The organism is Leisingera sp. G5_S3_59_S7 (assembly GCF_054968485.1).
This window is the reverse complement of sequence record NZ_JBQKUH010000017.1, coordinates 48,835-75,406: the sequence shown is the minus strand read 5'-3', so window position 1 is coordinate 75,406 and position 26,572 is coordinate 48,835. Positions and strand designations below refer to the sequence as shown.

28 protein-coding genes, 1 tRNA gene and 2 riboswitches are annotated in these 26,572 nt (G+C 66.2%); of the genes, 24 read left to right on the top strand and 5 right to left on the bottom strand.

From position 1 onward, the window contains the following. Positions 1-5: 5 nt before the first annotated feature. Positions 6-641, bottom strand: a complete 636-nt coding sequence (cobO, locus tag ACTRWG_RS10050) for a cob(I)yrinic acid a,c-diamide adenosyltransferase (protein ID WP_027236846.1) — start codon at positions 639-641, stop codon at positions 6-8. 51 nt (positions 642-692) lie between these two features. After that, positions 693-910: riboswitch (cobalamin riboswitch) on the top strand. 94 nt (positions 911-1,004) lie between these two features. On the opposite strand from cobO, the gene ACTRWG_RS10045 reads away from it, so the two are divergent. The 7 genes from ACTRWG_RS10045 to cobJ all read left to right on the top strand — a co-directional run bounded on the left by ACTRWG_RS10045 (position 1,005) and on the right by cobJ (position 9,133). Then, on the top strand, positions 1,005-1,415 hold the full coding sequence (locus tag ACTRWG_RS10045) for a DUF1636 family protein (RefSeq protein WP_036797440.1): 411 nt from the start codon (positions 1,005-1,007) through the stop codon (positions 1,413-1,415). A 2-nt stretch (positions 1,416-1,417) separates the two neighbouring features. Then, positions 1,418-2,452 carry a cobalamin biosynthesis protein CobW gene (gene cobW, locus ACTRWG_RS10040; RefSeq protein WP_174148261.1) on the top strand — a complete coding sequence of 345 codons (1,035 nt, stop codon included), beginning with the start codon at positions 1,418-1,420 and terminating at the stop codon, positions 2,450-2,452. Between the two features lie 164 nt (positions 2,453-2,616). Continuing rightward, positions 2,617-5,862 (top strand): cobaltochelatase subunit CobN, encoded by a 3,246-nt coding sequence (cobN, locus tag ACTRWG_RS10035; RefSeq protein ID WP_027236843.1) that lies wholly within the window; start codon positions 2,617-2,619, stop codon positions 5,860-5,862. Next, positions 5,859-7,022 carry a precorrin-3B synthase gene (gene cobG / locus ACTRWG_RS10030; protein ID WP_027236842.1) on the top strand — a complete coding sequence of 388 codons (1,164 nt, stop codon included), beginning with the start codon at positions 5,859-5,861 and terminating at the stop codon, positions 7,020-7,022. Before cobN ends, cobG begins: the two co-directional genes overlap by 4 nt. A gap of 1 nt (position 7,023) precedes the next feature. Beyond that, positions 7,024-7,653 (top strand): precorrin-8X methylmutase, encoded by a 630-nt coding sequence (locus ACTRWG_RS10025; RefSeq protein WP_027236841.1) that lies wholly within the window; start codon positions 7,024-7,026, stop codon positions 7,651-7,653. 2 nt (positions 7,654-7,655) lie between these two features. Then, the gene (locus ACTRWG_RS10020) at positions 7,656-8,372 is read left to right on the top strand and encodes a precorrin-2 C(20)-methyltransferase (RefSeq protein WP_462829274.1); all 717 of its coding nucleotides are present in this window, start codon (positions 7,656-7,658) and stop codon (positions 8,370-8,372) included. Continuing rightward, complete coding sequence (gene cobJ, locus ACTRWG_RS10015) at positions 8,369-9,133, top strand: precorrin-3B C(17)-methyltransferase (protein ID WP_462829273.1); 765 nt, start codon at positions 8,369-8,371, stop codon at positions 9,131-9,133. The genes ACTRWG_RS10020 and cobJ overlap by 4 nt, the downstream gene beginning before the upstream one ends. On the opposite strand, the gene ACTRWG_RS10010 is transcribed toward cobJ, so the two are convergent. Next, on the bottom strand, positions 9,130-9,870 hold the full coding sequence (locus tag ACTRWG_RS10010) for a cobalt-precorrin-6A reductase (RefSeq protein WP_462829272.1): 741 nt from the start codon (positions 9,868-9,870) through the stop codon (positions 9,130-9,132). The genes cobJ and ACTRWG_RS10010 overlap by 4 nt on opposite strands. Here ACTRWG_RS10010 and cbiE point away from each other — a divergent pair. The 10 genes from cbiE to cobF all read left to right on the top strand — a co-directional run bounded on the left by cbiE (position 9,869) and on the right by cobF (position 17,196). Continuing rightward, a complete protein-coding gene (gene cbiE / locus ACTRWG_RS10005) occupies positions 9,869-11,056 on the top strand; it encodes a precorrin-6y C5,15-methyltransferase (decarboxylating) subunit CbiE (protein WP_462829271.1) in 1,188 nt (395 codons plus the stop codon). The two genes, ACTRWG_RS10010 and cbiE, sit on opposite strands and share 2 nt — an antisense overlap. Then, complete coding sequence (locus ACTRWG_RS10000) at positions 11,053-11,430, top strand: cobalamin biosynthesis protein (protein WP_027236836.1); 378 nt, start codon at positions 11,053-11,055, stop codon at positions 11,428-11,430. Before cbiE ends, ACTRWG_RS10000 begins: the two co-directional genes overlap by 4 nt. After that, the gene (gene cobM, locus ACTRWG_RS09995; protein ID WP_462829270.1) at positions 11,427-12,221 is read left to right on the top strand and encodes a precorrin-4 C(11)-methyltransferase; all 795 of its coding nucleotides are present in this window, start codon (positions 11,427-11,429) and stop codon (positions 12,219-12,221) included. The genes ACTRWG_RS10000 and cobM overlap by 4 nt, the downstream gene beginning before the upstream one ends. A 4-nt stretch (positions 12,222-12,225) precedes the next feature. Beyond that, positions 12,226-13,545, top strand: a complete 1,320-nt coding sequence (locus ACTRWG_RS09990) for a cobyrinate a,c-diamide synthase (RefSeq protein ID WP_462829269.1) — start codon at positions 12,226-12,228, stop codon at positions 13,543-13,545. Next, complete coding sequence (cobA, locus tag ACTRWG_RS09985) at positions 13,542-14,276, top strand: uroporphyrinogen-III C-methyltransferase (RefSeq protein WP_027236833.1); 735 nt, start codon at positions 13,542-13,544, stop codon at positions 14,274-14,276. The genes ACTRWG_RS09990 and cobA overlap by 4 nt, the downstream gene beginning before the upstream one ends. After that, positions 14,273-14,608 (top strand): DUF1636 family protein, encoded by a 336-nt coding sequence (locus ACTRWG_RS09980; RefSeq protein ID WP_462829268.1) that lies wholly within the window; start codon positions 14,273-14,275, stop codon positions 14,606-14,608. Before cobA ends, ACTRWG_RS09980 begins: the two co-directional genes overlap by 4 nt. Before the next feature lie 73 nt (positions 14,609-14,681). Further along, positions 14,682-14,891, top strand: a riboswitch (cobalamin riboswitch). A 36-nt stretch (positions 14,892-14,927) separates the two neighbouring features. Continuing rightward, positions 14,928-15,098 carry a CbtB domain-containing protein gene (locus tag ACTRWG_RS09975; protein ID WP_084299591.1) on the top strand — a complete coding sequence of 57 codons (171 nt, stop codon included), beginning with the start codon at positions 14,928-14,930 and terminating at the stop codon, positions 15,096-15,098. A gap of 4 nt (positions 15,099-15,102) precedes the next feature. Continuing rightward, complete coding sequence (locus tag ACTRWG_RS09970) at positions 15,103-15,801, top strand: CbtA family protein (RefSeq protein ID WP_462829267.1); 699 nt, start codon at positions 15,103-15,105, stop codon at positions 15,799-15,801. A gap of 65 nt (positions 15,802-15,866) precedes the next feature. Next, positions 15,867-16,370 (top strand): hypothetical protein, encoded by a 504-nt coding sequence (locus tag ACTRWG_RS09965; RefSeq protein ID WP_462829266.1) that lies wholly within the window; start codon positions 15,867-15,869, stop codon positions 16,368-16,370. Between the two features lie 73 nt (positions 16,371-16,443). Next, positions 16,444-17,196: a precorrin-6A synthase (deacetylating) gene (gene cobF, locus ACTRWG_RS09960; protein WP_027236829.1), complete on the top strand. Its 753-nt coding sequence runs from the start codon at positions 16,444-16,446 to the stop codon at positions 17,194-17,196. A gap of 9 nt (positions 17,197-17,205) precedes the next feature. On the opposite strand, the gene ACTRWG_RS09955 is transcribed toward cobF, so the two are convergent. Next, complete coding sequence (locus ACTRWG_RS09955; RefSeq protein WP_051357814.1) at positions 17,206-18,750, bottom strand: CYTH and CHAD domain-containing protein; 1,545 nt, start codon at positions 18,748-18,750, stop codon at positions 17,206-17,208. A 69-nt stretch (positions 18,751-18,819) separates the two neighbouring features. Further along, a tRNA-Ser gene (locus ACTRWG_RS09950) sits at positions 18,820-18,909 on the bottom strand. 241 nt (positions 18,910-19,150) lie between these two features. Between ACTRWG_RS09950 and ACTRWG_RS09945 the strand changes: the two genes are divergently transcribed. Genes ACTRWG_RS09945 through ACTRWG_RS09915 form a run of 7 tightly spaced genes read left to right on the top strand, consistent with a single transcriptional unit; the run spans position 19,151 to position 25,660 of the window. Then, positions 19,151-20,062, top strand: coding sequence for an SPOR domain-containing protein (locus ACTRWG_RS09945; RefSeq protein WP_259970597.1), 912 nt, complete (start codon positions 19,151-19,153; stop codon positions 20,060-20,062). A gap of 10 nt (positions 20,063-20,072) precedes the next feature. Next, a complete protein-coding gene (locus tag ACTRWG_RS09940) occupies positions 20,073-21,260 on the top strand; it encodes a D-alanyl-D-alanine carboxypeptidase family protein (protein ID WP_036797437.1) in 1,188 nt (395 codons plus the stop codon). Then, entirely contained in the window at positions 21,257-21,904 is a 648-nt protein-coding gene (gene tmk, locus ACTRWG_RS09935; RefSeq protein ID WP_259957032.1) for a dTMP kinase, read from the top strand. Before ACTRWG_RS09940 ends, tmk begins: the two co-directional genes overlap by 4 nt. Then, entirely contained in the window at positions 21,901-23,019 is a 1,119-nt protein-coding gene (locus tag ACTRWG_RS09930) for a DNA polymerase III subunit delta' (protein ID WP_462829265.1), read from the top strand. Before tmk ends, ACTRWG_RS09930 begins: the two co-directional genes overlap by 4 nt. A gap of 41 nt (positions 23,020-23,060) precedes the next feature. Beyond that, complete coding sequence (locus ACTRWG_RS09925) at positions 23,061-23,882, top strand: TatD family hydrolase (RefSeq protein ID WP_027236824.1); 822 nt, start codon at positions 23,061-23,063, stop codon at positions 23,880-23,882. Beyond that, positions 23,882-24,679 (top strand): MBL fold metallo-hydrolase, encoded by a 798-nt coding sequence (locus ACTRWG_RS09920; RefSeq protein ID WP_027236823.1) that lies wholly within the window; start codon positions 23,882-23,884, stop codon positions 24,677-24,679. The genes ACTRWG_RS09925 and ACTRWG_RS09920 overlap by 1 nt, the downstream gene beginning before the upstream one ends. A 48-nt stretch (positions 24,680-24,727) precedes the next feature. After that, positions 24,728-25,660 (top strand): AEC family transporter, encoded by a 933-nt coding sequence (locus ACTRWG_RS09915; protein ID WP_027236822.1) that lies wholly within the window; start codon positions 24,728-24,730, stop codon positions 25,658-25,660. A 126-nt stretch (positions 25,661-25,786) separates the two neighbouring features. Here ACTRWG_RS09915 and ACTRWG_RS09910 read toward each other — a convergent pair whose 3' ends face one another. Next, the gene (locus ACTRWG_RS09910) at positions 25,787-26,479 is read right to left on the bottom strand and encodes a GntR family transcriptional regulator (RefSeq protein WP_027236821.1); all 693 of its coding nucleotides are present in this window, start codon (positions 26,477-26,479) and stop codon (positions 25,787-25,789) included. Positions 26,480-26,572: the final 93 nt, after the last annotated feature.

Here is a 26,572-nt window from a genome sequence, read left to right as displayed (position 1 = left end):
CAGCTTTAAAACTCTACACCCTTCTGCGCCTTCACCCCGGCGCGGAACGGGTGCTTGATCTGGCCCATCTCGGTCACCAGGTCGGCGATCTCGATCAGCTCCTCCTTGGCGTTCCTGCCTGTCAGCACTACATGCGTCATCGGCGGCTTGTGCTCGACAAGGAACTCCAGCACCTCTTCCAGGTCCAGATACTCATAGCGCAGCGCGATGTTGATCTCGTCCAGCAGCACCATGGTGTTGCGCTCGTCCAGGATCATCTCCTTGGCCTTTTCCCAGCCCTTCTGGGCCGCGGCAATGTCGCGGGCCTTGTCCTGGGTTTCCCAGGTGAACCCCTCGCCCATCGCGTAGAACTGGCAGAGATCGCTGAAGTTTTCCTCGATCAGCGTCCGCTCGCCAGTCTGCCAGGCGCCCTTGATGAACTGCACCACGGCTGACGGCATCCCATGCGCGATGCAGCGCATGATCATCCCGAACCCTGAGGAGGATTTGCCCTTGCCCGGCCCGGTGTGGACGATGATCAGGCCCTTCTCGCCCTCCTTGGTCTTCATCATCCGGTCGCGCGCGGCCTTTTTCTTGGCCATCTTGGAGGCGTGACGGGCGGCTTCTTCCTCTGAGATGCCGGTTTCAGACTTTTCGCTCATGGGGGCTCTCCAGCTGTTTGACCCCATGTCTTGACAAAGAAGGGCGCGATAGCGCAAGGGGGTTTCGCTGGTTCCTGCGAAAGCAGGCGAAGAGGGAATGTGAAGGCCGCCAAATTTCTTTGGATTGCCGAAGCACAGCCGCCCCCGCGACCGTGACCGGATGAGGCCGCCATGCCACTGGGAAAGCCCCGGGAAGGCAGGATGGCCGGCAAGGCGCCGCAGCCTTGGCATCCGCAAGCCGGGAGACCTGCCAGCAAGAGAGAGATCAACGGGCGGGCGGGGTGTTCCGCGACCGGTTGAGGGCTGGCACGCTGCAGCCCCCTTTCGGCCATCCCCACGCCTGCCGCGACAGGAGACGCGCCGATGGCTGACGATATGGCAGACAAACCTGCCAGCACCCCAGGACCGGTCACGCTGACCGTTTGCCTCACCTGCCGCCGCGAGGGTGCCGACCCGGAGGCCGCCCGCCCCGGCGCCATTCTGCACGCCGCATTGGAAGAGGCCGGGATGCCCGAAGGCGTCCGTCTGCGCGGGGTCGAATGCCTGTCCTCCTGCAAACGCGGCTGCGCCGTGGCGCTGATCGGCGGCACCGAGCGCTGGACTTATGTCTACGGCGACCTCGACCCGGACCAGCATGTCCCCGAGATCCTGGAAGGCGCTGCAGCCTATGCCGCCACCGCCGACGGCGTTGTGCCCTGGCGCGAACGCCCGCAGACCTTCCGCAAGCAATCCGTTGCCCGCATCCCGCCGGCCAAGTTCTTCTCCGAGGAGTAATCATGAGCGACCTCAACAAGATCCCCGTCACCGTCATCACCGGCTTTCTCGGCGCGGGCAAAACCACCCTGATCCGCCACCTGATGCAAAACCCGCAAGGCAAGCGCCTGGCGGTGGTCGTCAATGAATTCGGCACCGCCGGCGTCGACGGCGACATTCTGAAATCCTGCGCGGATGAAAATTGCCCGGCGGAGAACATCATGGAGCTGGCCAACGGCTGCATCTGCTGCACCGTGGCCGACGACTTCATCCCCACCATCGAACAGTTGATGGACCTGCCGGAAAAGCCCGATCACATCGTGATCGAAACCTCCGGCCTGGCGCTGCCCAAGCCGCTTTTGAAGGCCTTCGACTGGCCCGCCATCCGCTCCCGCATCACCGTGGACGGTGTGATTGCCCTGGCCGATGCTGAGGCGGTGGCCAAGGGCCAGTTCGCCCCCGACCTGGACGCCGTCCAGGCCCAGCGCGAGGCGGATGACAGCATCGACCACGAAACCCCGCTGTCGGAAGTGTTCGAGGATCAGATTTCCTGCGCCGATATCGTTCTGCTTTCCAAGGCCGACCTGGCCGGCGACGCAGGCGTCGAGAAGGCCCGCGCAGTGATCGAGGCCGAAGCACCGCGCAAACTGCCGATCCTGCCGATGAGCGAAGGCGTCATCGACCCGCGCATCATCCTGGGCCTGGGTGCGGCTGCCGAGGACGATCTGGAGGCCCGCCCCAGCCACCACGACGGCCACCACGACCACGAGCATGACGATTTTGAAAGCATCGTTGTCGAAATGGGCGAAGTTTCCGACCCCGAAGCGCTGCAGAATGCCATCGTGAAACTCGCCCGCGAGCGCAACATCCTGCGCGTCAAAGGCTATGTCGCGGTGGAGGGGAAACCGATGCGGATGCTGGTTCAGGCCGTGGGCGAGCGCCTGCGCGCCCAGTATGATCAGCCCTGGGGTGCGCAGCCGCGCAAGACCGCCCTGGTGGTCATCGCTGAGCATGACGACATTGACGAACAGGCCATCCGCGCCGAACTTGGGGCCTGAAGCAAGTGAAATTGAAGCGTCAGAAATTGAACGGTCCAGCCCGGCGGCACGCCGGGCAGCGCCCGTCCCGCCCCCCAAGGGGCGGGCGCTTCGCTTCCTGCCCCGCCGGGCCGGGCGCTGCCCTCCCCTCTACCAAACGACCTTACAGGCAGGGAGCCTGACCCATGCACGTCGTCTTCCGCGAAAGCCACGGCCTTGACGAGACCGACACCCCGCAGGACCTCGGGCAGACGCCTGCGGACCTTGTGGTGCTGTCCTTTTCCGACAGCGATCTCGGCGCCTTCGCGGCGGGCTGGCACCGCGCGGACGGCAAGCTGCCCTCCCTGCGCCTCGCCAACCTGGTGGCGCTCAAGCACCCGCTGTCGGTCGACGTCTACGCGGAACAGACGCTGGAAGGCGCTAAGGGCGTTCTCGTGCGCCTGATCGGCGGCGAAAGCTACTGGTCCTACGGCCTTGCCACCCTGCAGGACCTGGCCCGCCGCAAGGGCATCGCGCTGGCGATCCTCCCCGCAGACGGGCGCGAGGACGCGCGGCTGGATGAGCTGTCCACCCTGCCCGTCTCCACCCTGCGCCGTTTGCAATCCCTGTGCGACGCCGGCGGCGCCGTCGCGGCTCAGGCTGCGCTTGCCCAGCTGTCGCTGGCGGCAGGCCTCTACGCAGGCCCGGTGCTTGGCCTCAAGACGATGCCGCAACACGGCTTCTACGACCCCGCCAAGGGCGTGCTCGCAGATCTGCCGGCGCAGGACAAGCCGCTGGTGCTGGTGAGTTTCTACCGGTCCTACCTCACCGCCGCCGACACCGCGCCGGTGGATGCGCTGATCGAAGAGCTGCGCGCCCGCGGCTATGCCGCCTACGGCACCTTTGCCGCCAGTCTCAAGGCGCCTGCCGCCGCCGATTGGCTGCGCGCGAAACTCCCCGAACTGGCCCCTGCCGCCATCATCAACGCCACCGCGTTTTCCTCTCAAGGCACCGACGGCAGCGCCTCGCCGCTTTCAACCACCGGCTGCCCGGTGTTCCAGGTCGCCCTCTCCACCGCCCGCAAGAAAGACTGGGCTGAAGCAGACCGCGGCTTGTCGCCCGCCGACCTCGCCATGCATGTCGTGCTGCCCGAGGTCGATGGCCGCATCTTCGCAGGCGTCGTCAGCTTCAAATCCCCGGGCAAAAAAGACCCGGACCTGCAATATTCCCGCTTCGCCCACCGCGCCGACGCGGATCGCGTCAAATCCGCCGTGGACCGCGTGGAGGGCTGGCTGCGCCTTGCCAATATGCCGAACGCAGAAAAACGCCTCGCGCTGATCCTCTCCACCTACCCGGGGAGAGACCACAACCTCGCCCATGCCGTCGGCCTCGACGCCCTCGCATCCTGCGACGAGATCCTGCGTGAACTCTGGGATCAGGGCTATACGGTGGAGCCGCAGGATAATACCGGCCTGCGGCTGATGAAGGAAACCCTCTGCGTCCCGCTAGCCGACTACAAAACCGCCCTCGCCACCCTGCCGCGAGACTTGCAGGACACCCTGGCCGAGGCCTGGGGCAGCCCGGATGAAGACGCGGACTGCCGCGACGGCGCCTTTCATTTCAAAGCCTTGCGTGCAGGTAACGCCCTGATCGCCCTGCAGCCCGAACGCGGCGAGGTGAAAACCCGCGTTGACGACTACCACGACCTCGACCGCACCCCGCGCCATGCCTATGTGGCCTTTTACCTGTGGCTGCGGGAGCAAACCGACGCGCTCATCCACATCGGCGCCCATGGCACGCTGGAATGGCTGCCGGGCAAGGCCGTGGCACTCTCCGGCGCCTGCTGGCCCGAGGTGCTGACCGGCCCGCTGCCGGTCGCCTACCCCTTCATCGTCAATGACCCCGGCGAGGCGGCGCAGGCCAAGCGCCGCATCGGCGCTGTCACCATCGGCCACCTGCCGCCGCCCTTGGCGCAGACCACCCTGCCTGAGGGCATGGCACGGCTCGAAAGCCTTCTCGACGAATATTCCACTGCAGACGGGCTGGATCCTGCCCGCCGCGACCGGCTGATCGGAGACATCCGGGCCGAGGCGCAGGGAACCGGCGTGGAGGCCGATCTCGGCCTCACCCCCGACACTTCCCCCGCCGAGGCGATCACCCGCATCGACGCCTTTGTCTGCGACATCAAGGAAAGCCAGTACGGCGAGGGCCTGCATATCTTCGGCACCGGCCAATGCGGTGCAGAGGAGCGCGCCGGGCTGATCGCCGCGCTGGACGGCAAGATCGTCACCCCCGGCCCCTCCGGCTCGCCCTTCCGCGGCCGCGCCGATGTGATCCCAACGGGGCGCAACCTCTTCACCACCGATCCGCGGGCGGTGCCGTCGCGGGCGGCGCATGCGCAAGGGGTCAAACTGGCGGAAGAGCTGCTGCGCCGCCACCTCCAGGACCACGGCGACTGGCCCAAGGGGCTGGTGATCGACCTCTGGGGCTCCGCCACCATGCGCACCGCGGGTGAGGAGTTTGCAATGGCGCTGCATCTTGCGGGCCTCGCGCCCAAGTGGGACGAAGGCTCCGAACGCGTCTCCGGGTTCGAGGTGCTGCCGCTCTCGATGCTGAACCGCCCGCGCATCGACGTCACCCTGCGTGTCTCCGGCCTGTTCCGCGATGTCTTCCCGGGCCTTGCCCAGATGTTCGAAACCGCCGCCGCCGCCCTTGCAGGCCGCGAGGAAACGCAGGCGGACAACCCCTATCTCACCGAAACCCCGCGGGTCTTCGGCCCCAAGCCGGGCCAGTACGGGCTGTCGATGAACCCGCATCTGGACGACTACAGCGACGAGGCCCGCGCAGCCGCGGGGGAGGCTTGGCTCAACGCCTCCTCCCACGCGATCGACGCCAAAGGCACCATCCATGACGCGCGCGAGGCGCTGGAAACCCGCCTGCAGGGGGCCGACAGCTTTGTGCACTTGCAGGACCTGCCGGAAACCGACGTGCTGATCGCCTCGGACTATGCCGCGCATGAGGCAGGCTTTGCCGCCGCCATGGCCCGCATCGGCCAGACCGCACCGGCGCTCTACCACCTCGACGCGACCCGGCCCGACAAACCGCAAGCGCGTTCCCTGGGTGAGGAAATCGCCCGTGTCACCCGCGCCCGCGCCGCCAACCCGGACTGGGCGACGTCGATGATGAACCACGGCTTCCGCGGCGCGGCTGAGATTGTTGCAACGCTCGATCACATGGCCGCCTTCGCGCATCTGGCGCAAGTGGTGCAGCCGCATCTGTTCGACCTCTATTTCGAGGCCACCCTGGGCCGCGATGATCTGGTCGACTTCATGGAGCGCGAAAACCCCGAGGCGCTCGCCGCCATGCGCGACCGCTTCCGCGCCTTGTACGATGCGGGCCTCTGGAGCACCCGGCGCAACTCGATCATGGCAGAGCTGGAGGGCGCGGCATGAGTGCCGCTGCCGAACCCAAGGTCTACGGCTGGTGCCCCGGCGCCCTGCGGCCGATGATGTCGGGCGACGGGCTGGTGGTCCGCGTGCGCGCACCGCTGGGTAAACTGTCGGTTACCCAGGCGCGCGGTGTGGCAAGACTTTCTGAAGACTTCGGCAACGGCCTCCTCGACATTTCCACCCGCGCCAACCTGCAGATGCGCGGCATCCGCGAGGAGGCGCATGAGGACCTGATCGAAGCATTGCGCACGCTTGGCCTGATTGACCCCGACGCCAGTGCCGAAGCCCGCCGCAACGTCCTGCCCGCCCCGTTCTGGGCAGAGGGCGACGACACCCATGCCATCGCCACCGGCCTTAGCGCCGCGCTGGCCGGGGCGGCAGACCTCACCCTGCCCGGCAAGTTCGGCTTTGCCGTCGACTGCGGCGCGGAACCCGTCCTGCAAGACATCGCCGCCGATATCCGCATCGAACGGTCCGGCGGCACTCTGATCCTGCGCGCCGACGGCGCCGGTGCCGGCCTGCCCGTCACACGTGAATCCGCCGTTGCCGAAGCCCTCGCCCTCGCCCGCTGGTTCCTGGAGCAAGGCGGCGCGCCGGAAGGCCGGGGCAGGATGCACCGTCTCATCGCGCGCCGCGGGCCGCCGGCAGCGCATGCCGCACCGGTGGCGAGGACCGCCTTCGCCGCAAAACCGGGTGCTGTCCCCGCAGGAACTCTTGCCGCTTTGGAGTTCGGCCAAATGCCCGCCGCCACGCTGGCGCAGCTGGCAGACCACGGTCCAATCCGCCTCACCCCCTGGCGGATGCTGCTGGTGGAAGGTGCCAAAAGCCTCCCGCCCCTGCCCGGCCTGATCCTGGACGCCACTGACCCGCGCCTGCAAGTGGTCGCTTGCACCGGCGCGCCCGGCTGCCTGCAGGCGCTTTCGTCCACCCGGGACCTTGCACGGGAGCTGGCACCGCATGTCCCTGCCGGGACAAAACTGCATATCTCCGGCTGCGCCAAGGGCTGTGCCTGCCCGGGCCCCGCGCCGCTCACGCTGACGGCCACCGGCGAAAACGAATTCTCCCTGATCCGCAATGGCACCGCCGCGGATCAGCCGCTAAAGACCCGCCTGAGCGCCAGCGCTTTGCGCGCCGCTCCCGAACTTTTGAAAGAGGGCAGCTGACATGCTCCACACTTATGAAACAGACGGCGCCGCGATCTACGCCGAAAGCTTTGCCACCATCCGCCGCGAAGCTGACCTTGCCCGCTTCAACAAGGACGAGGAAAGCGTAGTCGTCCGCATGATCCACGCCGCAGGCATGGTTGGCCTGGAAGAGCACGTGCGGTTTTCCGAAGGCATGGCTGAGACCGCCCGCGCAGCACTTGCCAAGGGCGCGCCGATCCTCTGCGACGCCTACATGGTTTCCGAAGGCATCACCCGCCCGCGCCTGCCCGCGGACAACGAGGTGATCTGCACCCTGCGCGACGCACGCGTGCCGGAGCTGGCCAAGGAGATGTCCAACACCCGCTCGGCGGCCGCTCTGGAGCTGTGGCGCCCCAAGCTGGAGGGCGCCGTGGTTGCCATCGGCAACGCCCCGACCGCGCTGTTCCACCTGCTGAACATGCTGAAGGACCCGGACTGCCCCCGCCCCGCCGCCATTATCGGCTGCCCGGTGGGCTTTGTTGGCGCGATGGAATCGAAAGAGGCGCTGATGGAGGACCTGCCGGTGCCCTCGATGATCGTGAAGGGCCGCCTGGGCGGCTCCGCCATCACCGTCGCGGCGGTGAACGCGCTGGCAAGCTGGAAAGAGTGACCATGGGCAAAGTCATCTGCGCAGGGCTCGGCCCCGGGGATCCCGACCTGATGAGCGTCCGCTCGCACCGGCTGATTTCCTCCGCGCGCCACATCGCCTATTTCCGCAAGGCAGGCCGCCAGGGCCAGGCCCGCGCCATTGTCGAGGGCATGCTGGGTGAAGGCGTCACCGAGCACGCGATGGAGTACCCGGTCACCACCGAGATCCATTTCTCCGACCCCGAGTACAACCGGGTGCTGGCGGAGTTCTATGACCAGTGGGCAGATACTCTGGCCGAGATTGCCAAAGGCGAGGACGTGGTGGTGCTCTGCGAGGGCGACCCGTTCCTCTACGGCTCCTACATGCATCTCTATACCCGCCTGCAGGGCCGCGCGGCGCAGGAGATCGTGCCCGGTATCACCGGCATGTCCGGCTGCTGGACCGCCTCGGGACAGCCGATCACCTGGGGGGACGATGTGCTGACCGTGGCGATGGCCACCCTCAGCGAGGACGAGCTGGCCAAGCGCGCGGCGGAAACAGACGCGCTGGTCGTCATGAAAATCGGCCGCAACCTGCCCAAGCTGCGCCGCGCGCTGGAGCGTGCGGGCCGCGCCGATGACGCTTGGCTGGTCGAGCGCGGCACCATGCCGGGGCAAACCGTGCAGAAGCTCTCGGAGATCGACGGCGAAGTGCCCTATTTCTCCATCGTACTGGTTCACGGACAGGGGCGCCGGCCATGAATATATCGCAAAACGGCTGGGTGGTGATTGCCGGTCTCGGGCCGGGCAACGAGGCGCTGGTGACCCAGGAAGTCCGCGACGCTATTGGCGAAGCGACTGATATCGTTGGCTATATCCCCTACGTCAAACGCATCGAGCCGCGCGAGGGGCTGACCCTGCACGCCACCGACAACCGGGTCGAGGTCGACCGCGCCACCCACGCGCTGGAAATGGCCGCCGAGGGCAAGCGCGTGGTCGTGGTCTCCTCCGGTGATCCGGGCGTGTTTGCGATGGCCTCCGCCGTGTTTGAGGCGCTGGAAAACAACGCAGAAAACCACCCCGACTGGCTGGATCTGGACATCAGGGTGCTGCCCGGCATCACCGCCATGCTGGCTGCTGCCGCCGCCATCGGCGCGCCGCTGGGGCATGATTTCGCGGCCATCAACCTCAGCGACAACCTGAAGCCGTGGAGTCTGATCGAGAAACGCCTGCAGCTGGTCGGCGAAGCCGGGCTGGCGATGGCCTTCTACAACCCGCGCTCCAAGTCGCGGCCGCATCAGTTTGCCCGGGCGCTGGAGATCCTGCGGGAGGCTTGCGGTCAGGACACGCTGATCACCTTTGCCCGCGACGTGACCAAACCAGGGCAAGAGCTGCTGACGGTGCCGCTGAAAGAGGCGACGCCCGAGATGGCCGACATGCGCACCGTGGTGATTGTCGGCAACCGCGACACCCGCCGGGTTGGCAACTACGTCTACACCCCCCGCTACGCAGCTGAGGGTTAAGCGGCGGGATGGGACAGCCAGGCCATAACCTCTGCAACGCTGCCCTTGATGGGGCGCTCGGGCACCTGCGGCCTGCCGATCATGATGACCGGCAGGGCGAGGTCGCGCGCGGCAGTGAGCTTGGCTGCAGCCCCTGCGCCGCCGGCGTTTTTGGCCACAATATGCGTGATGCCATGACGCTGCATCAGGTCTGTGTCCCCCGCCGTATAAAACGGCCCGCGGGCGATCTCAACCGTGGTGTTGGGCAGCGGCAAAGGGGCCTCAGGCGCGTCCACCAGCCGCAAGAGGTAGTGATGCTGGGGCTTGGCCGCGAAGGCCGCAAGGTTCTGCTTGCCGATTGCCAAGAACACCCGCGACGGGGTGTCGGGCAGCGCGTTGACGGCCTCTTCTATGCTGTCCGTGTGCAGCCATTGGTCGCCTTCCCCTGCCTGCCAGGCCGGGCGCTCAAAGGCGCACAGCGGCACACCCGCCGCGTCGCATGCGTGGACGGCGTTGGAACTCATCTGTGCTGCAAACGGATGGGTGGCGTCGACCACATGGGTGATGTTTTCGGCCTCCAGGTAAGCCGCCAATCCTTCTGCGCCGCCAAAGCCGCCCACGCGCGTGGGCAGCGGCTGGCTGACCGGCTCGGCGGTGCGGCCAGCGTAGGAAAACACCGCATCCGCACCAGCCTCCGCCAGTGTCCTGGCCAGCGTCGAGGCCTCGGTGGTGCCGCCCAGAAGAAGGATGCGTGTCATGTCTGATCCATGGCTTACGATAATTGGTCTGGGCGAAAATGGACTGGAAGGCCTGGGCGATGCAAGCCGGAAGGCGCTGGCAGAGGCCGACGTGATATTCGGCGGCCCGCGGCATCTGGAACTGGCGGGTGCAGCCAGCAAGGGCCAGCCCTGGCCGGTGCCGTTTTCCACCGCCCCCGTGTTGGACCTGCGCGGCCGCAAAGTGGCCGTTCTGGCCTCCGGCGATCCGTTCTGGCATGGCGCCGGCGGCTCTCTGGCTCGGCATTTGGAGGATGGCGAGTGGGTGTCCCATCCGGTGCCGTCCACCTTCGCGCTGGCGGCAAACCATCTGGCCTGGAAGCTGGAAGAGGTGCTGTGCCTCGGCCTGCATGCTGCGCCTTATGCGCGGTTGCGGCCCCTGTTGGGAGCGGGCACCCGCGTCATCTGCACCATGCGGGATGGGGATGCACCGGCGGAGCTGGCGGAATGGCTGGTGGCTGAGGGTTTTGGCGCCTCTGCCCTTACCGTGATGGAGTGCCTGGGCGGGCCGCGCCAGCAAGTGCGCTCCGCCACTGCCGAAGGGTTCGATCTTCAGGACATTCAGGCGCCCGTAGCCGTGGCGGTTGAAGCCGCGGGCAGCAAGGGCCTGCCGCAGGCGTCCGGGCTGGCAGATGATCTCTTTGCCAGCGACGGGCAGATTACTAAGCGGCCGGTCCGGGCGCTGACGCTGTCGGCGCTGGCACCGCGCGCAGGCGAGGTGTTGTGGGACATCGGCGGCGGCTCCGGGTCTGTCTCTGTCGAGTGGTGCCTGGCAGCGCGCGGCGCACGGGCGATCACCTTCGAGCCGCGCGAGAGCCGGCTGGAGAACATCCGCGCCAACGCGTCAGCGTTCGGGCTGGATCACCGTATGAAACCCGTGCTGGGCAAAGCCCCGGGTGTGCTGGACGGATTTGAGAAGCCCGATTGCGTGTTCATTGGCGGTGGCGGCTCGCAGGAATTGCTGAACCATCTGTGGGGGATCCTGCCAGAAGGCACGCGGCTGGTCGCCAATGGTGTCACGCTGGAGACCGAGACGCTGCTGATGCAGGCCCATGCCGCACGCGGCGGTCATCTGCTGAAGGCGGAAATTGCCGAGGCGGGCCCCCTGGGCACAATGCGTGATTGGCGCCGGGCACGGCCCGTCATCCAGTGGAGCGTCACGCGATGATCGTAGCAGGCATCGGATTTCGCGGCGCCGCAACGGCAGCAGATCTGCAGGCAGCGCTCGCGCTGACCGGCGTGCAGGCCGATGCTCTGGCCTCCATCGCGGAGAAAGCCGAAGCGCCTGCTATGCAGGCGTTTGCGCGTGCCACCGGGCTGCCGGTGATTGCGCTGCAGGAACAGGATATTGCCGGGGAGCAGACGCTGACCTGCTCTCCCCGGATCAAGGCGCGGTTCGGTACCGGCTCGCTGGCGGAAGCCGCGGCGCTGGCGGGCGCGCGCCACGGGGTGCCGGGTGCACACGCGCGCCTGCTTGTCCCCAGAGTTGTCACCGCGGATGGGCTTGCCACCGCGGCCATAGCAGAAAGACTTGAGCCATGACCGTTCACTTCATTGGCGCCGGACCGGGCGCTGCCGACCTTCTGACCCTGCGCGGGCGCGACATCATCGCCTCCTGCCCGGTGTGCCTGTACGCGGGCTCACTGGTGCCAGAGGAAATCCTGAGCCACTGCCCTGCGGACGCAAAGATCGTGAACACCGCGGCGATGGATCTGGAGGCCATCGTGGCAGAAATCAAGGCCGCGCATGAAGCCGGTCAAGACGTTGCCCGGCTGCACTCCGGCGACCTGTCAGTCTGGTCTGCCATGGGTGAGCAGCTCCGCCGCCTGAAGGCCGAGGGCATTCCCGTGTCCGTGACCCCCGGCGTGCCTTCCTTTGCTGCTGCGGCTGCCGCGCTGGGGACCGAGCTGACCTTGCCGGGCCTGGGCCAGTCTGTGGTGCTGACCCGCACGCCGGGCCGCGCGTCCTCGATGCCTGCAGGCGAGTCGCTGGAGAATTTTGCCAAGACCGGCGCCACGCTGGCGATCCACCTGTCGATCGGCAATCTGGACCATGTGGTGGACAGCCTCACCCCGCATTACGGTGCCGACTGTCCGGTGGCGGTGGTCTACCGCGCCAGCTGGCCGGATCAGCAGATCATCCGCGCCACTTTGGAAACGCTGAAAGAGTCGCTGGACGAAAAGATCTCCCGCACCGCCCTCATTCTGGTGGGGCCGGTGCTGAAGGGCGAGGGCTTTGACGAAAGCTGCCTTTACTCCACCGACTACGACCGCCGCTACCGGCCGCAAAGCGCCGACAGCCCGTGGTCGAGCTGGAACCATGGGGACGATTAAGGCCATGACAAACTTGAACCCTCCCGGACTGATGATCTCAGCGCCCTCCTCGGGCACCGGCAAGACCACCGTGATGCTGGGCCTCCTGCGGGCACTGGCCGAGGAGGGGCTGACCGTTCAGCCCTACAAAAGCGGGCCGGATTATATCGACCCGGCATTTCACCTGGCAGCAGCTAAGCGCCCAAGTTTCAACCTGGACACCTGGGCGATGGACGGCGGGCTGCTGGATGCGGTCACTGCCCAATCTGCGGGTGCGGAAATCTGCGTCGGCGAAGGCTCGATGGGTCTTTACGACGGCGTGGCGACGCGCGGGCAATCGGGCTTCGGCTCCTCGGCTGAGACCGCCAAGCGCATGGGCTGGCCGGTGGTGCTGGTCGTCGATGTGGGCGGTCAGGCGCAATCTGCCGCGGCCACCGCGCTGGGGTTCAAGAATTATGACCCGGAACTGCCCTTTGCCGGGGTGATCCTCAATCGCGTCGCGAGCCCGCGCCATGAACGGCTGACGCGCCTTGGCATGGAGAAGGCCGGGATCAAGGTCCTCGGCTCCCTGCCCCGGCGCGGCGATCTGGCCTTGCCGGAACGGCATCTGGGCCTGATCCAGGCGGTGGAACATCCGGATCTGGAAGCCGCCATCGCAAACTATGCTTCCTTCCTGCGCGAACATGTGGATCTGGAAGCGATCAAGGCCGCCGCTCTGGCGGGCCAGGCTCCTGCCCCGGCCAGCCTTCCGGCACCGCCCGCGCAGCGGATCGCGCTGGCACGGGATGCGGCGTTTTCCTTCACCTATCCGCATTTGCTGAGCGGCTGGCGCGCAGCCGGAGCCGAGATCCTGCCGTTCTCGCCGCTGGCGGATGAGGCGCCGGCAGCAGATGCCGATCTGGTCTGGCTGCCCGGCGGCTACCCGGAGCTGCACGGCGGCACGCTGGCCGCTGCGGAAACCTTCCGCGCTGGCGTGCAAAAGCATGCCGAGACCAAGCCGGTGCATGGCGAATGCGGCGGCTATATGGCCCTGGGCGAGGCGCTGATCAACAAGGCAGGCAACCGCCACCAGATGCTGGGCCTTCTGGGCCTCGTGACCTCCTACGAGAAGCGCAAGTTCCACCTCGGCTACCGCCGCGCCATTCTGCAGGCAGGGATGCCGGGCTTTGGCGCGGGCACTGCGCTGCGCGGCCATGAATTCCACTACTCCACCATCTTGGAAGAACCCGACGCGCCGCTGGCAAATGTTATGGACGCGGACGGCAATCCGGTGCCAGAGACCGGCTCGATCAAGGGCAATGTGACCGGCACCTTCTTCCACCTGATCACGGGAGAGCGCGCATGAGCGGTTTCGTGAGCTTTGTGTCCTCCGGCCCCGGCGACCCCGAGCTCTTGACAGTCAAGGCGGTGAAGCGGCTGGAGGCGGCGGATGCAATCCTGTTTGATGACCTGTCGTCCGGCCCGATCCTGAGCCATGCCCGCGCGGATGCCGATCTGGTGGGCGTCGGCAAGCGGGCTGGCCGCCCCTCGCCCAAGCAGGACCATGTGAGCCAGCTGCTGGTCGATTATGCCCAAAGCGGCCTGAATGTGGTGCGGCTGAAATCCGGGGATTCCGGCGTCTTCGGACGCCTTGAGGAAGAGATCACCGCATTGCGCGCGGCCGGCATCGGGTTTGAGATCGTGCCTGGCGTCACTGCGGCCTCAGCAGCGGCGGCGGCCGCGAACATCCCGCTGACCCGGCGGCTGACAGCGCGGCGGCTGCAGTTCATCACCGGCCATGACGTGACCGGCGGGCTGCCGGACGATTTGAACATGGCAGCGCTGGCCGACCCGCACGCCACCACCGTGGTCTACATGGGCAAAAGCACCTTTGCCGCGCTGGCGGAAAAGCTGATGGAGGCGGGCCTGCCCGAAGAAACCCACGCGCTGGTGGCGCAGGGGGTCTCGACGCCGGAGCAGAAACTGTTCTGCCACACGGTGGGTGAGCTGCCGTCCGTTCTGCGCGCAATGGAGACCAAGGCGCCGGTGCTGATCCTGTACGGCCCGCTGGCGGATCAGGACATGCCCGGCGCATGACCCCGCCCACCGTCACCCTGTGCCGCACCTGCCGCGACGCGGACCCCGCCCTGCCAGGGCAGGTCGCCGCAGCGCTGGAGGCGGCCGGGGTGCAGGCAAGGCTGCAGCAGGTGGACTGCATGTCCGGCTGCAAGCGGCCGCAAACTCTGGCGGTGCGCCAGAGCGGCAAGACCGCCTATCTGTTCGGAGAGATCACCGCAGCGGACCTGCCGGACATCCTGACCTTCCTGCGGATCTATGCAGAAAGCCCGGACGGCAGCATTGCCGATGCCCGCCCGTTGGGCCGCCTGCGGTTCAAGGCGATTGCCCGCATTCCGGCCGGTATGGGCTGATCCGCCTGCCCTATGACGCTGAAGCACTCCGGATTGGCGGTTTCGTCCTTGACCAGACTCAGCCGCACGGGGCAAAACAATCCGATACGGTGTCTGATAGTGCCTAAGCACTGGGACTGAAACGGGAATGAGGACGGTGGACCAAATTGCGGCACCGAAGCCTCAACCGCCCCCGCGACTGTGAGCGGCGAGCGGCCTTCCAATATCCACTGGCCAAGGCCGGGAAGGAGGATGGCAGCTGCGACCCGCGAGTCAGGAGACCGGCCGTGTGAATGGACACAACTTATGCCGTCGGGTGTGACGGTAAGGAGGACGACAAATGACGACCAAAACACTTAAGGCTTCCGCCGCTGGCTCCACTGTGCTTCCGGCACTGTTTGCCGTGGTTCTGGGGCTGGGGATCATCACGCTGACCGGCCATGTTCAGGCATCTGCCCTGCACGACGCCGCGCATGACGTGCGCCACGCAACTGGCTTCCCCTGCCACTAAGGCCATGTTCAGTCGCATTCTGACCAGCGGCCTGTTCGCTGGTGCTGCAGCTGGGTTGATTACCGCCCTGCTGCAGCTGTATTTCGTGCAGCCCGTGCTGCTCCACGCCGAACTTTACGAGGGCGGCGACCTGGTGCATTTCGGCGCTGACCCCGTAACCGCGCATCCCGACCTGCCCGGCCTGTTCGCCGAGCCCATGCGCGATGGCCTCAGCATCATCTTCACCATGCTGACCTACACCGGCTATGCGCTGGTGATGGCAGCACTGATGTCCGTGGCTGAGCGCCAGGGCCATGAAATCAACGCGCGCACCGGCCTCTTGTGGGGGCTCGCAGGTTTCATCACCTTCCACTTTGCGCCCGGCCTGTCGCTGGCGCCGGAAGTGCCGGGTGTGGCCGCCGCGGACATCGGCGCGCGCCAGATCTGGTGGACGATCACTGTTGCGGCCGCAGGGGTGGCCATGTGGCTGATCGCCTTTGGCGGCAACCTGGTGAGCTACCTGATCGCGGCGCTCCTGCTGATGGGTCCGCATATCGTCGGCGCACCTGAGCCGGAGAGCTTCTCCGGACCGGTTCCGACCGAGATCGGCGCGCTGTTTGCCGCCCGCGCCTTTGGCATCGGCATGGCCGCCTGGGTGCTGCTGGGCGCCTTTACCGGCTACTTCTGGCAGGCTGAAGGCAAGCGCGAACTCGCCGCAGCCTAAGCCCCGCGCAGTCACTCCCCGCCGGCCCGAACCGGCGGGGCATTCTTTTTCCAGAGGATGACAAGATGTCCCGTTCTCTCGCTCTTTTTGCCATCGGACTGGTGTTCGGCGGCGGCATCGGCTTTGTGATTGCGGCCGGCAATGGCGTGACCTTTGACGGCCACGACCACGGCGACCCGGCGCACCACGGCGGCGGCCATGCCGGAATGGCAGCGCATGACCACTCCCAATCGGTCAGCCTGCCCGCAGGCCCGGACGCTCCCAGCGTTGCCATCCAGCTGCACAAGGACCCGATGAGCGGCTGGAACCTGCAGGTCACGCCGCAGAACTTCCGCTTTGCCCCGGAAAACGCCTCCGCTGCGGACGTGGACGGCGAAGGCCATGCGCATGTCTATGTGAACGGCGAGAAACTCGCCCGCCTCTACGCCAACTGGATGCACATCCCCTCGCTGCCCGAAGGGGCTGAGGTGAAGGTCTCGCTCAACACCAATAGCCACGGCGCGCTGCTGGTAGCGGACCAGCCGGTTGAGGCAATACTCACCGTGCCGGCAGGCGGCGAAGGCTCCTGACCGCAATTGCAGGCTTGCAAGGACAACGGCGCGGCTCCATAGGGGGCCGTGTTTTCATGTGAAAGGCCCCGTCATGATTGAGCTTTCCCTGATCGGCATCGGCACCGGCAACCCGCAGCACATGACGCTGCAAGCGATTGAGGCGCTGAACGCGCAGGACCTGATCCTGATCCCCAACAAGGGCGCGGGCAAGGACGACCTGGCAGGGCTGCGGCGCGAGATCTGCAACCGGGCCATCCGGGGTGACGGTCCGAAGATCGTCGAATTCGCCCTGCCGGTACGCGACGAGGCAACCAAAAGCTACCGCAAGCGGGTGGACGACTGGCACGACGCCATCGCCGAGATCTGGTGGCAGACCATCACCGCCAACCTGCCCGAAGGCTGCAAGGCCGGGTTCCTGGTCTGGGGCGATCCGTCGCTGTACGACAGCACCATGCGGATTGCCGAGCGGCTGAAGAAGCTGGCTGAGATACAGCTGACGGTGATCCCGGGCATCACCTCGATCCAGGCGCTGACTGCAGCCCACGCCATCCCGGTCAACGAAATCGGCGCGCCCTTCACCATCACCACCGGCCGCCAGCTGCGTGAAAACGGCTGGCCGGACAGCGCCGATACGCTGGTGATCATGCTGGACGGGGAGTGTTCCTTTCAGGCCATCGACCCGCAGGGGGTGGAGATCTTCTGGACGGCCTATGCCGGGATGGAGAACCAGATTTCGGTCGCGGGCCCTCTGGCCGAAGTGACAGACAAGATCATTGCAACCCGCGCCGAGGCCCGGGCCGCGCATGGCTGGATCATGGATATCTACCTGCTGCGGCGCCGGTGAAAGGCGGGGTCAGCCGGAGAACATGTCCCGGAACCGCCTTTGCGTCTTCGGGCTGTCGAAGGCTTGGAACTTCTCCTCGACCATTGCACGCGCATCCCGCTGGTTCTGGTGCAGTACCGCTATCAGCGCTCCGGCGCTCAGCGCGATCTCCCGCGTTGCCGCCGGACTGCCTGCGAACTTCAGCAACGCCGCCTGCTGGACGGAGCAGTCATTAAAATCCCCCAGCGTATTCTGCAGCCTCTTCAAAGGCTTCAGAACTGCTTTCAGCTCTGCGCTCTCAAACAGGGGTTCAAACAGCTCCATCAGATAGCGCAGTTTTTTGCAGTTGATGCGCAGTTCATGCACCTCGCTGTCCGGCGTGTCCGCAGTAATGCCCGCTGCGATCCGGCAGACCTTGCTGTAGCGTTTCCAGATCAGCTTTTGTGCCAATTGCAACGCCGGGCGCCCGGCCTTCGGGCCCGGCGCGATCACAGCCGTTTCCGCGAATTCCGCCTGAAGCACCATGATCTGCCGTTTGTACCGGGCGCCGGCCAGATACTGGGCGAACCTCTGGTGGCCCTGCTGCCGTTCAGCCTCGAAGGCCCTGAACATCGCGTCCAGCCCCGGGTGCAGCTGCTCCGGCACCCGCGCATAGAACCCTTCGCGCTGCAGCAGATAGACATCCAGGTCCCGCAACCGCCCAGTCGCGTCCATCAGGCCGGAGAACGCCTGTTTCAGCCGCGCGGCGTCCCGGGTGGTGAACACCCCTTTGAACAGGCTCAGCACCGAACGGATGCGGCGGAGCGAAATCCGGTAGTCATGCAGGAATTCAGTATCGTGGTCCGCGGCAATGCCCGGCTCGTTCTGCCGGGCCACGCCAAGGCAGGAGCGGATGATCGCAGCCGCCGCCTCCAGCGCCGGCTGTTCAGGCGTCAGCGGAACCGGCGGTTTCAGCATGTACACCGTCCGGCCCGGCGCCAGCAGCGCATAGAGGGCTCCCGGAACGGCAGGGTCAGCCCCCAGGGCGGCCAGCAATTGCACGGCTGCGTCCCGCGGCTCTCCCGGCTCAGCCAGCACTTCCACCAGCGAAATTGATCCAAAGGCACCAGAGAAATGCCAGCGGAACAAGGCGCCGCGGCCTGCCTGTTTCCAGGTGAACCGATACCGCCTGCGCGCCAGCCGGCCCGAAGCCGCCGGCAGCAGGCAGCGCAGCGGAAACAGGCCGCTCAAGGCGTCCTGCACCGGGCCGGCGCGCAGATCGTGCAGGAAATTGCCCGTGCGTTTGGCGGACTGTGTCAGCACATACCCAGGACCCAGCAGGTGCAGCTTGCTGCCGCGCTCCACCAGCAGCCGGCCGCTGGACCGGACAGAGCCATCAAAGCAGTCCCAAGCCGTGAATTTCGCAAGCTTCCCCTTATTTTGCTTGCGGATTTGCAGGCCGCCCCGGCGCCCCGCCAGCTTCATCGCGCCCTCCGCAGGCGGTTGCAGCAGGAAAAGCTGTCCGGCTTCGGCCATGTCATTCGGGTCCGGCTGGGTTTCTGGAAACGGATCGGGCGCACTGACTGCGCCCACCATCAACCTAGGCCGGAAGCCTGCAGTGTGTAGGGAAAGCCTGAGGGAACTCACCGGTGGCGTGCAGCGGAGTGGCGGGGAGACAGGGATTCGAACCCTGGGAACGCTCTCACGTTCAACGGTTTTCAAGACCGCCGCATTCGACCACTCTGCCACCTCCCCGGTCCGCCCTGCGGTTTAGGGCGCAAAGCGGAATGAGGCAAGAGGAAATCCATGCCGCAAGGGAAAACTGCAGGCCCCTGTCAACCGCGCGGATTTATGCCGCCCACGCGGGTTTCCCTTGTGCCGCGGCCTGTCAGGGTTTTCATGGCCGGAAGTGCAGGTTATCATGCCGCCAAATTAAGAAGACCGGGCATTCCGGCGGGGGCGCAGAAGCGCCGCGGGCACAGGCAAGGACGAAAGCATGAATGACACCATGTCGAAAGCAATGACGGCCCCGCGCGCCGCCGCGGCGGCCTTGGGCCTGCTGGTTCTGGCAGGCTGCGAGGACGGGCCGAAACTGGGCTTTCTGCAACCCAAACCCAAGGCGGAGGGTGCCGTTGAGGCCTCCAGCAGCACCAAGCTGGTGGAGCGCGACGTGGAGGCGCCCGATGTGTTCCAGGTGACCGAGGCGGGCCTGTGGGACGGCCGCCCCTCGATCGGCGGGGTATGGGTGGCGCATCCTGACACCAAAGACCCCGAGCGGGTGATCATCCGCAACAATGCCAATGGCCAGTTCGTGATCGGCGCGCTGTTCCGCCGCGAGCGGGAGATCCCGGGACCGCGGCTGCAGGTTTCATCAGATGCCGCTGCGGCCCTGGGCATGCTGGCCGGCGCGCCGGCTGAGCTGAACGTGACCGCCCTGCGGCGCGAGGAAGTCACGCCGGAACCGCAGCCGGATGAACAGTCCGGCGATGGCGCCGCTTTGCCGGAGGCCGCGGACGTGAATGAGGCCGCGCTGGCGGGCAGCGAGATCACCGAAAGCGCGCTGGACCCGATTGCCGGTGCCGCCGCCGCAATTGATGCCTCTGCCCCGGCGCAGGCCGCACCTGCAACGGCAGAGCCCGCCGCGGCCCCTGCCCCCAAGCCGCAGAAGTCCGCGCTGAAGAAGCCCTTCATCCAGATCGGCATCTTCAGCGTCGAGGCGAACGCCAAGCGGACCGCTAATATGATGCGCAGCGCGGGCATGGTGCCGGTGGTGCGGGAACAGTCCTCCAGCGGCAAGGCGTTCTGGCGGGTGCTGGTCGGCCCGGCACAGACCAAGACCGAACGCAGCCAGCTGCTGAATAGCGTGAAGGAAACCGGATTTGCGGACGCCTATGCTGTCACCAATTGAACGGAAAACCATGCACTTGGGCCACGCTCTGAAGTCGTCTTTGCGGCTGGCGCTGGCGGCGGGCCTGGCGGTCAGCCTGTCGGCGCTGTCGGCTGCGGCCTTTGATACCAGCGCGCGCGCGGCTTATGTGCTGGATGCGGGCACCGATACGGTGCTCTTGTCCAAGAACGCCGATGTGCCGCTGCCGCCGGCCTCCATGTCCAAGCTGATGACGCTGTATGTGGCGTTTGAAGCCCTGCGCGACGGGCGGCTGACGCTGGATGAGCGGCTGCCGGTGAGCGAGCACGCGATGAGCTATGGCGGCTCCACCATGTTCCTGGACACCACCGACCGGGTGCGGGTCGAGGACCTGCTGCGCGGCATCATCGTGCTGTCGGGCAATGACGCCTGCGTGGTGATCGCCGAGGCGCTGAGCCCGGATGGCACCGAGGCCGGCTTTGCCCGCTACATGACCAAGCGGGCCGAGGATCTGGGCATGACCGCCTCGACCTTTGCCAATTCAAACGGCTGGCCTGCCGCCGGGCACCGGATGTCGGTGCATGACCTGGCGGTCCTGGCCGAGCGGCTGATCGAGGACTTCCCGGAATACTATCCGCTGTTTGCCGAGACCACGTTTGAATTCGACGGCCGCGCGCCCTCCAACATCCGCAACCGCAACCCGCTCTTGAAGCTGGGGATCGGCGCTGACGGGCTGAAGACCGGCCACACCGAAGAAGCAGGCTATGGCCTGGTCGGCTCGGCCAAGCAGGGCGACCGGCGGGTGATCTTTGTGGTCTCCGGGCTCGACACAGAGCGCGGGCGCGCAGAGGAGGCGGAAGCCCTCGTTAACTGGTCGTTTCGCCAATTTGCCAAAAAGACCGTCGCCAAGGAGGGCGTCGCCATCGCCGAAGCCGAGATTTGGCGGGGGGCCGAGCGATCGGTAGGGCTGGTGCCGGCCGAGGATCTGGAAATCCTGCTGCCGTCGCTGTCCGCGAACACCATCCAGGGCGAAGTTGTCTATAACGGCCCGATCGAGGCGCCGGTGAAGAAAGGCCAGCGTCTGGCAGAGCTGGTGCTGCAGCCGGAAGAGCTGCCGGAGGTGCGGCTGCCGCTGGTGGCGGAGAGTGACGTTCCCGCGGGCGGCTTTGTGGTGCGGGTCAAGACCGCGGCGCAGGTGCTGATCAAGCAATTCCTGACCGGTCCCGAGGGGGCGCTGTGACGGCGGGCGGCAAGCGCGGGGTGTTCATCACTTTCGAAGGCATCGACGGCTCCGGTAAATCGACACAATGCCAGCTGCTGGCCGAAGCGTTGCGCGCGGCTGGCCGCGACGTGGTGCTGACGCGGGAGCCCGGCGGCTCCCCGGGCGCTGAGGAGATCCGCCGGCTGGTGCTGGAAGGCGACCCTGACCGCTGGTCGGCTGAAACGGAACTGCTGCTGTTCATGGCGGCGCGGCGCGACCATCTGGAGCGCACCATCGAACCCGCTCTGGCAGCGGGCAAGGTAGTAATCTGCGACCGCTTTGCCGACAGCACCCGGATGTACCAGGGCCTGTCGCGCGGCGACCTGCGCGCCGCCGTCGACCAGATGCACAAGCTGATGATCGGGCGCGAGCCGGACCTGACACTGCTGATCGACATGGACCCAGGCGAGGGCCTGGCCCGCGCCAAGGGGCGGCAGGGCAAGGAGGAACGCTTCGAGGATTTCGGCGTAGAACTGCAAGAGAAGATGCGCGCCGGTTTCCTGGCGCTGGCGCAGGAGTTTGCGGACCGTTTCCGAGTGGTTGATGGCGCCCGCCCGGTCGAAGACGTCGCCGCAGATGTGCGCCGTCTGGCGGAAGAAGCGCTGGAGGAAACCGGGGCATGAGCGCTGACGACGAACTGCCGCGGGCCGACCAGGCCGAGGGCGCGCCGCACCCGCGCGAAACCCTGCGCCTCATTGGACAGGATGCGGCGGAACGGGACTTTCTGACCGCTTACAACTCCGACCGGCTGCACCACGGCTGGCTGCTGACCGGCCCGCAAGGGGTGGGCAAGGCCACGCTGGCCTGGCGGATCGCCCGGTTCCTGCTGGCCACGCCGCCGGCTGAGGAAGGACTGTTCGGCGCCCCGCCGCCGCCGCGGACGCTGGACATTGACCCGGACCATCCGGTCTCGCACCGCATGCAGGCACTGGCGGAACCCGGTCTGGCGCCGATCACCCGGTCCTATGACGACAAGGGCAAGCTGCGCAGCCAGATTGTGGTGGATGACATCCGCAAGCTGAACCGCTTCTTCGGCCTGTCGGCCACCGATGGCGGGCGGCGGGTGGTGATCGTCGATGCGGCTGACGACATGAACGTGAGCGCCGCCAACGCGCTGTTGAAGATGCTGGAGGAGCCGCCGGCACGCACCACGATCCTCTTGATCTCGCATCAGCCCTCGCGCCTGTTGCCGACGATCCGTTCCCGCTGCCGCACCCTGCGCCTGGGGCCTTTGTCCGCGCCGGACATGGAGGCGGCGCTGGCGCAGTCAGGTGTCGAACTGCCCCGGAACATGGACAATCTCTCGGCACTCGCGGGCGGTTCCGTTGGCGCGGCGCTGCGGCTGATCAATCTGGGCGGGCTCAAGATCTATGCCGAGCTGGTGCAGATCCTCGATTCGATGCCGCGGATGGACCGGCAGCGGGCTATGGCACTGGCCGAGGCCGCTGCGCAGCGCGGCGCTGCGGCGCGGTTCGAACTGCTGCTATCACTGACAGAGATGGCGCTGGCCCGTCTGGCGCGCACTGGCGCAACCGGCGCGCCGCCAGCGCCGGAAGCGGCACCGCAGGAAGCAGCGATGCTGTCGCGTCTGTCGCCTGACCCCCGCAAGGCGCGCGCCTGGGCGGACCTTGCAGCAGAAGTGACCGCCCGCGCCCGCCACGGTCAGGCGGTGAACCTTGACCCCGCGGCGCTTGTCCTAGATACGGTTTTCAAGATGCAGGAAACCGCGTCGCGCTGAGGCTCCAAGCCTCCCGCGGCATATGTGGCGCCAGAGGATTCATGACCGAGACCACCCCACAGACACCCCCTCAGATCACCGACAGCCATTGCCACCTGGACTTCCCCGATTTTGAGGGGCGGCTGGATGAGGTGATTGCCAGCGCGGCAGAGGCCGGCGTGACCCGGATGGTGACAATCTGCACCAAGATGAAGAACGAACCCTCCGTGCGTGCCATCGCCGAAGCACACGCACCGGTGTTCTATGCCGCAGGCACCCACCCGATGAGCGCCGCCGACGAACCGCTGGTCTCGGTGGATGAGCTGGTGGCGCTGGCAAAGCACCCGAAATTTGTCGGCATCGGCGAGACCGGGCTGGACTACCACTACACTGCCGACAGCGCCGAAGTGCAGCAGCAGTCCCTGCGCACCCATATCGCTGCTGCCCGCGACACCGAACTGCCGCTGATCATCCACGCGCGCGCGGCGGATGACGACATGGCGCGCATCCTGAGCGAAGAAATGAAGAACGGCGCATACACTTGCGTGATGCACTGCTTTTCCTCCTCCGCTGAACTGGCCAGGGCTGCGCTGGACCTGGGGTTCTACCTGTCGATGTCCGGCATTGCTGCCTTCCCCAAAAGCCAGGAGCTGCGCGATATCTTTGCCGCCGCCCCGGTAGAGCGCATTCTGGTGGAGACCGACGCCCCCTATCTGGCGCCGCCGCCCTACCGCGGCAAGCGCAATGAACCCGCCTATACCGCCTTTACCGCCAAGGTGGGCGCAGAGGTGTTCGGCCTGGACTACGCCGACTTTGCCGCACAGACGCAGGCGAATTTCGACCGGCTGTTCTGGAAAGCCGCCCAGTATGAGGCCGCGGCCTGATGGCGGAGATGCGCTTCACCATCCTCGGCTCGGGGTCGTCGGGCGGGGTGCCGCGGATTGGCGGCCATTGGGGCGACTGCGACCCGGAGAACCCGAAGAACCGCCGCCGCCGCTGTTCGATGCTGGTGGAGCGCGACGGGCCGGATGGAACCACGTCTGTGCTGATCGACACCACGCCGGACATGCGCAGCCAGCTGCTGGATGCAGAGGTAAGCCGCCTGGATGCGGTGGTTTACACCCACTCCCATGCCGACCACCTGCACGGGATCGACGATCTGCGCATGGTCTACTTCAATATGCGCCAGCGCATCCCGGTCTATGCCGACGGGGCGACACAGAACGACCTGCTGAACCGCTTCGGCTATGCCTTTGCGCAGCCCGACAACTCCCCCTATCCGCCGATCCTGGAGCTGCAGACGATCGGCGGCCCGTTCACCATCGACGGGCCCGGCGGCGGCATCACGTTCCGCCCGTTCGAGGTCAGCCATGGCTCCATCGACGCGCTGGGGTTCCGCATCGGCGGACTGGCCTATCTGCCGGATGTGTCCGAAATCCCCGATGGCGCCCTGCCGGAGCTGGAGGGGCTGGATATCTGGATCCTGGACGGCCTGCGCCGCACCCCGCACCCGACCCACTTCAGCTATCAGGAAGCGCTGGAATGGTTCGAAAAGATGGCGCCCAAGCGCGGCATCATCACCAACATGCATATCGACATGGATTACGCCACGGTCGAGGCCGAGACCCCGGACCACATCACTCCTGCCTATGACGGGATGGTGATCCGGATGGAGGTCTGAGGGGCGCTGGCGGCGCCCTTTTTCTTTTGAGGGATTTGAGGAAGCAGCGTGTTTCAAAGCCTGATTGACGTCATCCTGCCGGTGTTTCTGGTTGTCGGCGCGGGTTATGCGGCCACCGCCAGGGGCGTGCTGAGCCAGGACCACATCGAAGGGGTGATGAAGTTTGCCCAGGGCTTTGCCATTCCCTGCCTGCTGTTCAAGGCGATGGCGGAACTGGACCTCTCCGCCGGGTTCGATCCGCGGCTGCTGGCGAGTTTCTATACCGGCGCCTTCACCTGCTTTCTGATTGGCGTCTTTGGTGCCCGGATCCTGTTCAAACGGGACTGGGAAGACTGCATTGCGATCGGGTTCTGCTGCTTGTTCTCCAACTCTGTCCTGCTGGGCCTGCCGATCACCGAGCGGGCGTTCGGACCGGACAACCTGACCGGCAACTACGCGATCATCGCCTTTCATTCGCCGTTCTGTTACGGCGTGGGCATCACCGCGATGGAATTTGTGCGCAACCGAGGTGCAGGCGGGATCAGGACCGCGGTCTCAGTGCTGAATGCGATGTTCCGCAATGTTCTGATCCTGGGGATCACGCTGGGATTTGCAGTGAACCTGTCGGGGCTGGCCATTCCGCTGGTGGTGGATGAAGCGCTGTCGCTGATCATTCGCGCCGCCCTGCCCGGCGCGCTGTTTGCCTTGGGCGGCGTGCTGGTCAAATACCGCCCCGAGGGCGATATGCGGGCGATCCTGTTTGTCTGCTTCACCTCGCTGATGATCCACCCCGCGATTGTCTGGACCTTGGGGACAGCGCTGGCACTGCCGCAGGATCTGTTCCGCTCTGGCGTGCTGAATGCGGCGATGGCGACCGGGTTCAACGGATATATCTTTGCCAATATGTACGGGCGGGCCAAGCGGGTGGCGGCCTCTTCGGTGCTGATTGCCACGGGGGCGAGCATCCTGACGGTCTGGTTCTGGCTGCTTTTGCTGAGCTGACAGAAAGGTCAGCACCTCTGCCGCAATGTTTCGCGCGCGAAACATTTGGACAGAAAGCCTGACCTTATCCTTCAGATTTCATTAAGGAATTTCCGGCATCTGCAACAGACCCGCCCAGCGCTGCCCTTACTCGTCCGGCACATAAAGCTGCGAAAACGCGATGCGGACGGCCTCCGTCGCCTCCTCCCGCCGTTTTTCGATATGGCTCCGCATGGCCGCCGCCGCAGCCTGCGCGTCGCGGGCGGCGATACCCTCGACGATCTGCCGGTGCGCTGAGGTGTCCCCCGGCGCCTTGCCCCCGGCCCGGTCGCGCATCCGCTTGAGGTCAATGAGCCGGATATAGCGGATGCGGCCATTGAGGTTATTGAGGATGCGCTGCAGCTCGCTGTTGCCCGAAAGCTGCGCCAGGCTGGCATGAAAGCTTTCGTCCATCGCCAGAAGCGCCTCCGGGTCGGTAGCGCTTTGATACTCCGGCTCCATCCGGTTGAGATAGTCCGCCAGCGCTGCGATGTCCTCATCTGATGCCCGGGTGCAGGCCAGCCGCGCGGCCTCGCACTCCACCGCCACCCGGGCCTCGTAAAGGTCCACGATATAACTGGGCGTCAGCGGCCGGCAGAAGAAACCGCGGTTGTTCTGGAAGGTGAGGAACCCCTCGGCCACCAGCCGGTTCAGCGCCTCGCGCAGCGGAGTGCGGCTGGCGCCCAGCACTTCTGAGAGCGCGCTTTCATTGATCCGCTGGTCCGGCTTGAAGGCAAAATCCGCCGCCATCCGGCGCAGGGCCTCATACACCCGGTCCACATTGCTTTCGCGTTTGGCCATGTTCCCGCCGTACGTTTATTCCGCCGTGCAGAGTACGGCAGCGGCCGGCCCCGTGCAAGATTGAGTTCGAAGCTGCATACAGTTGCAGCAGGA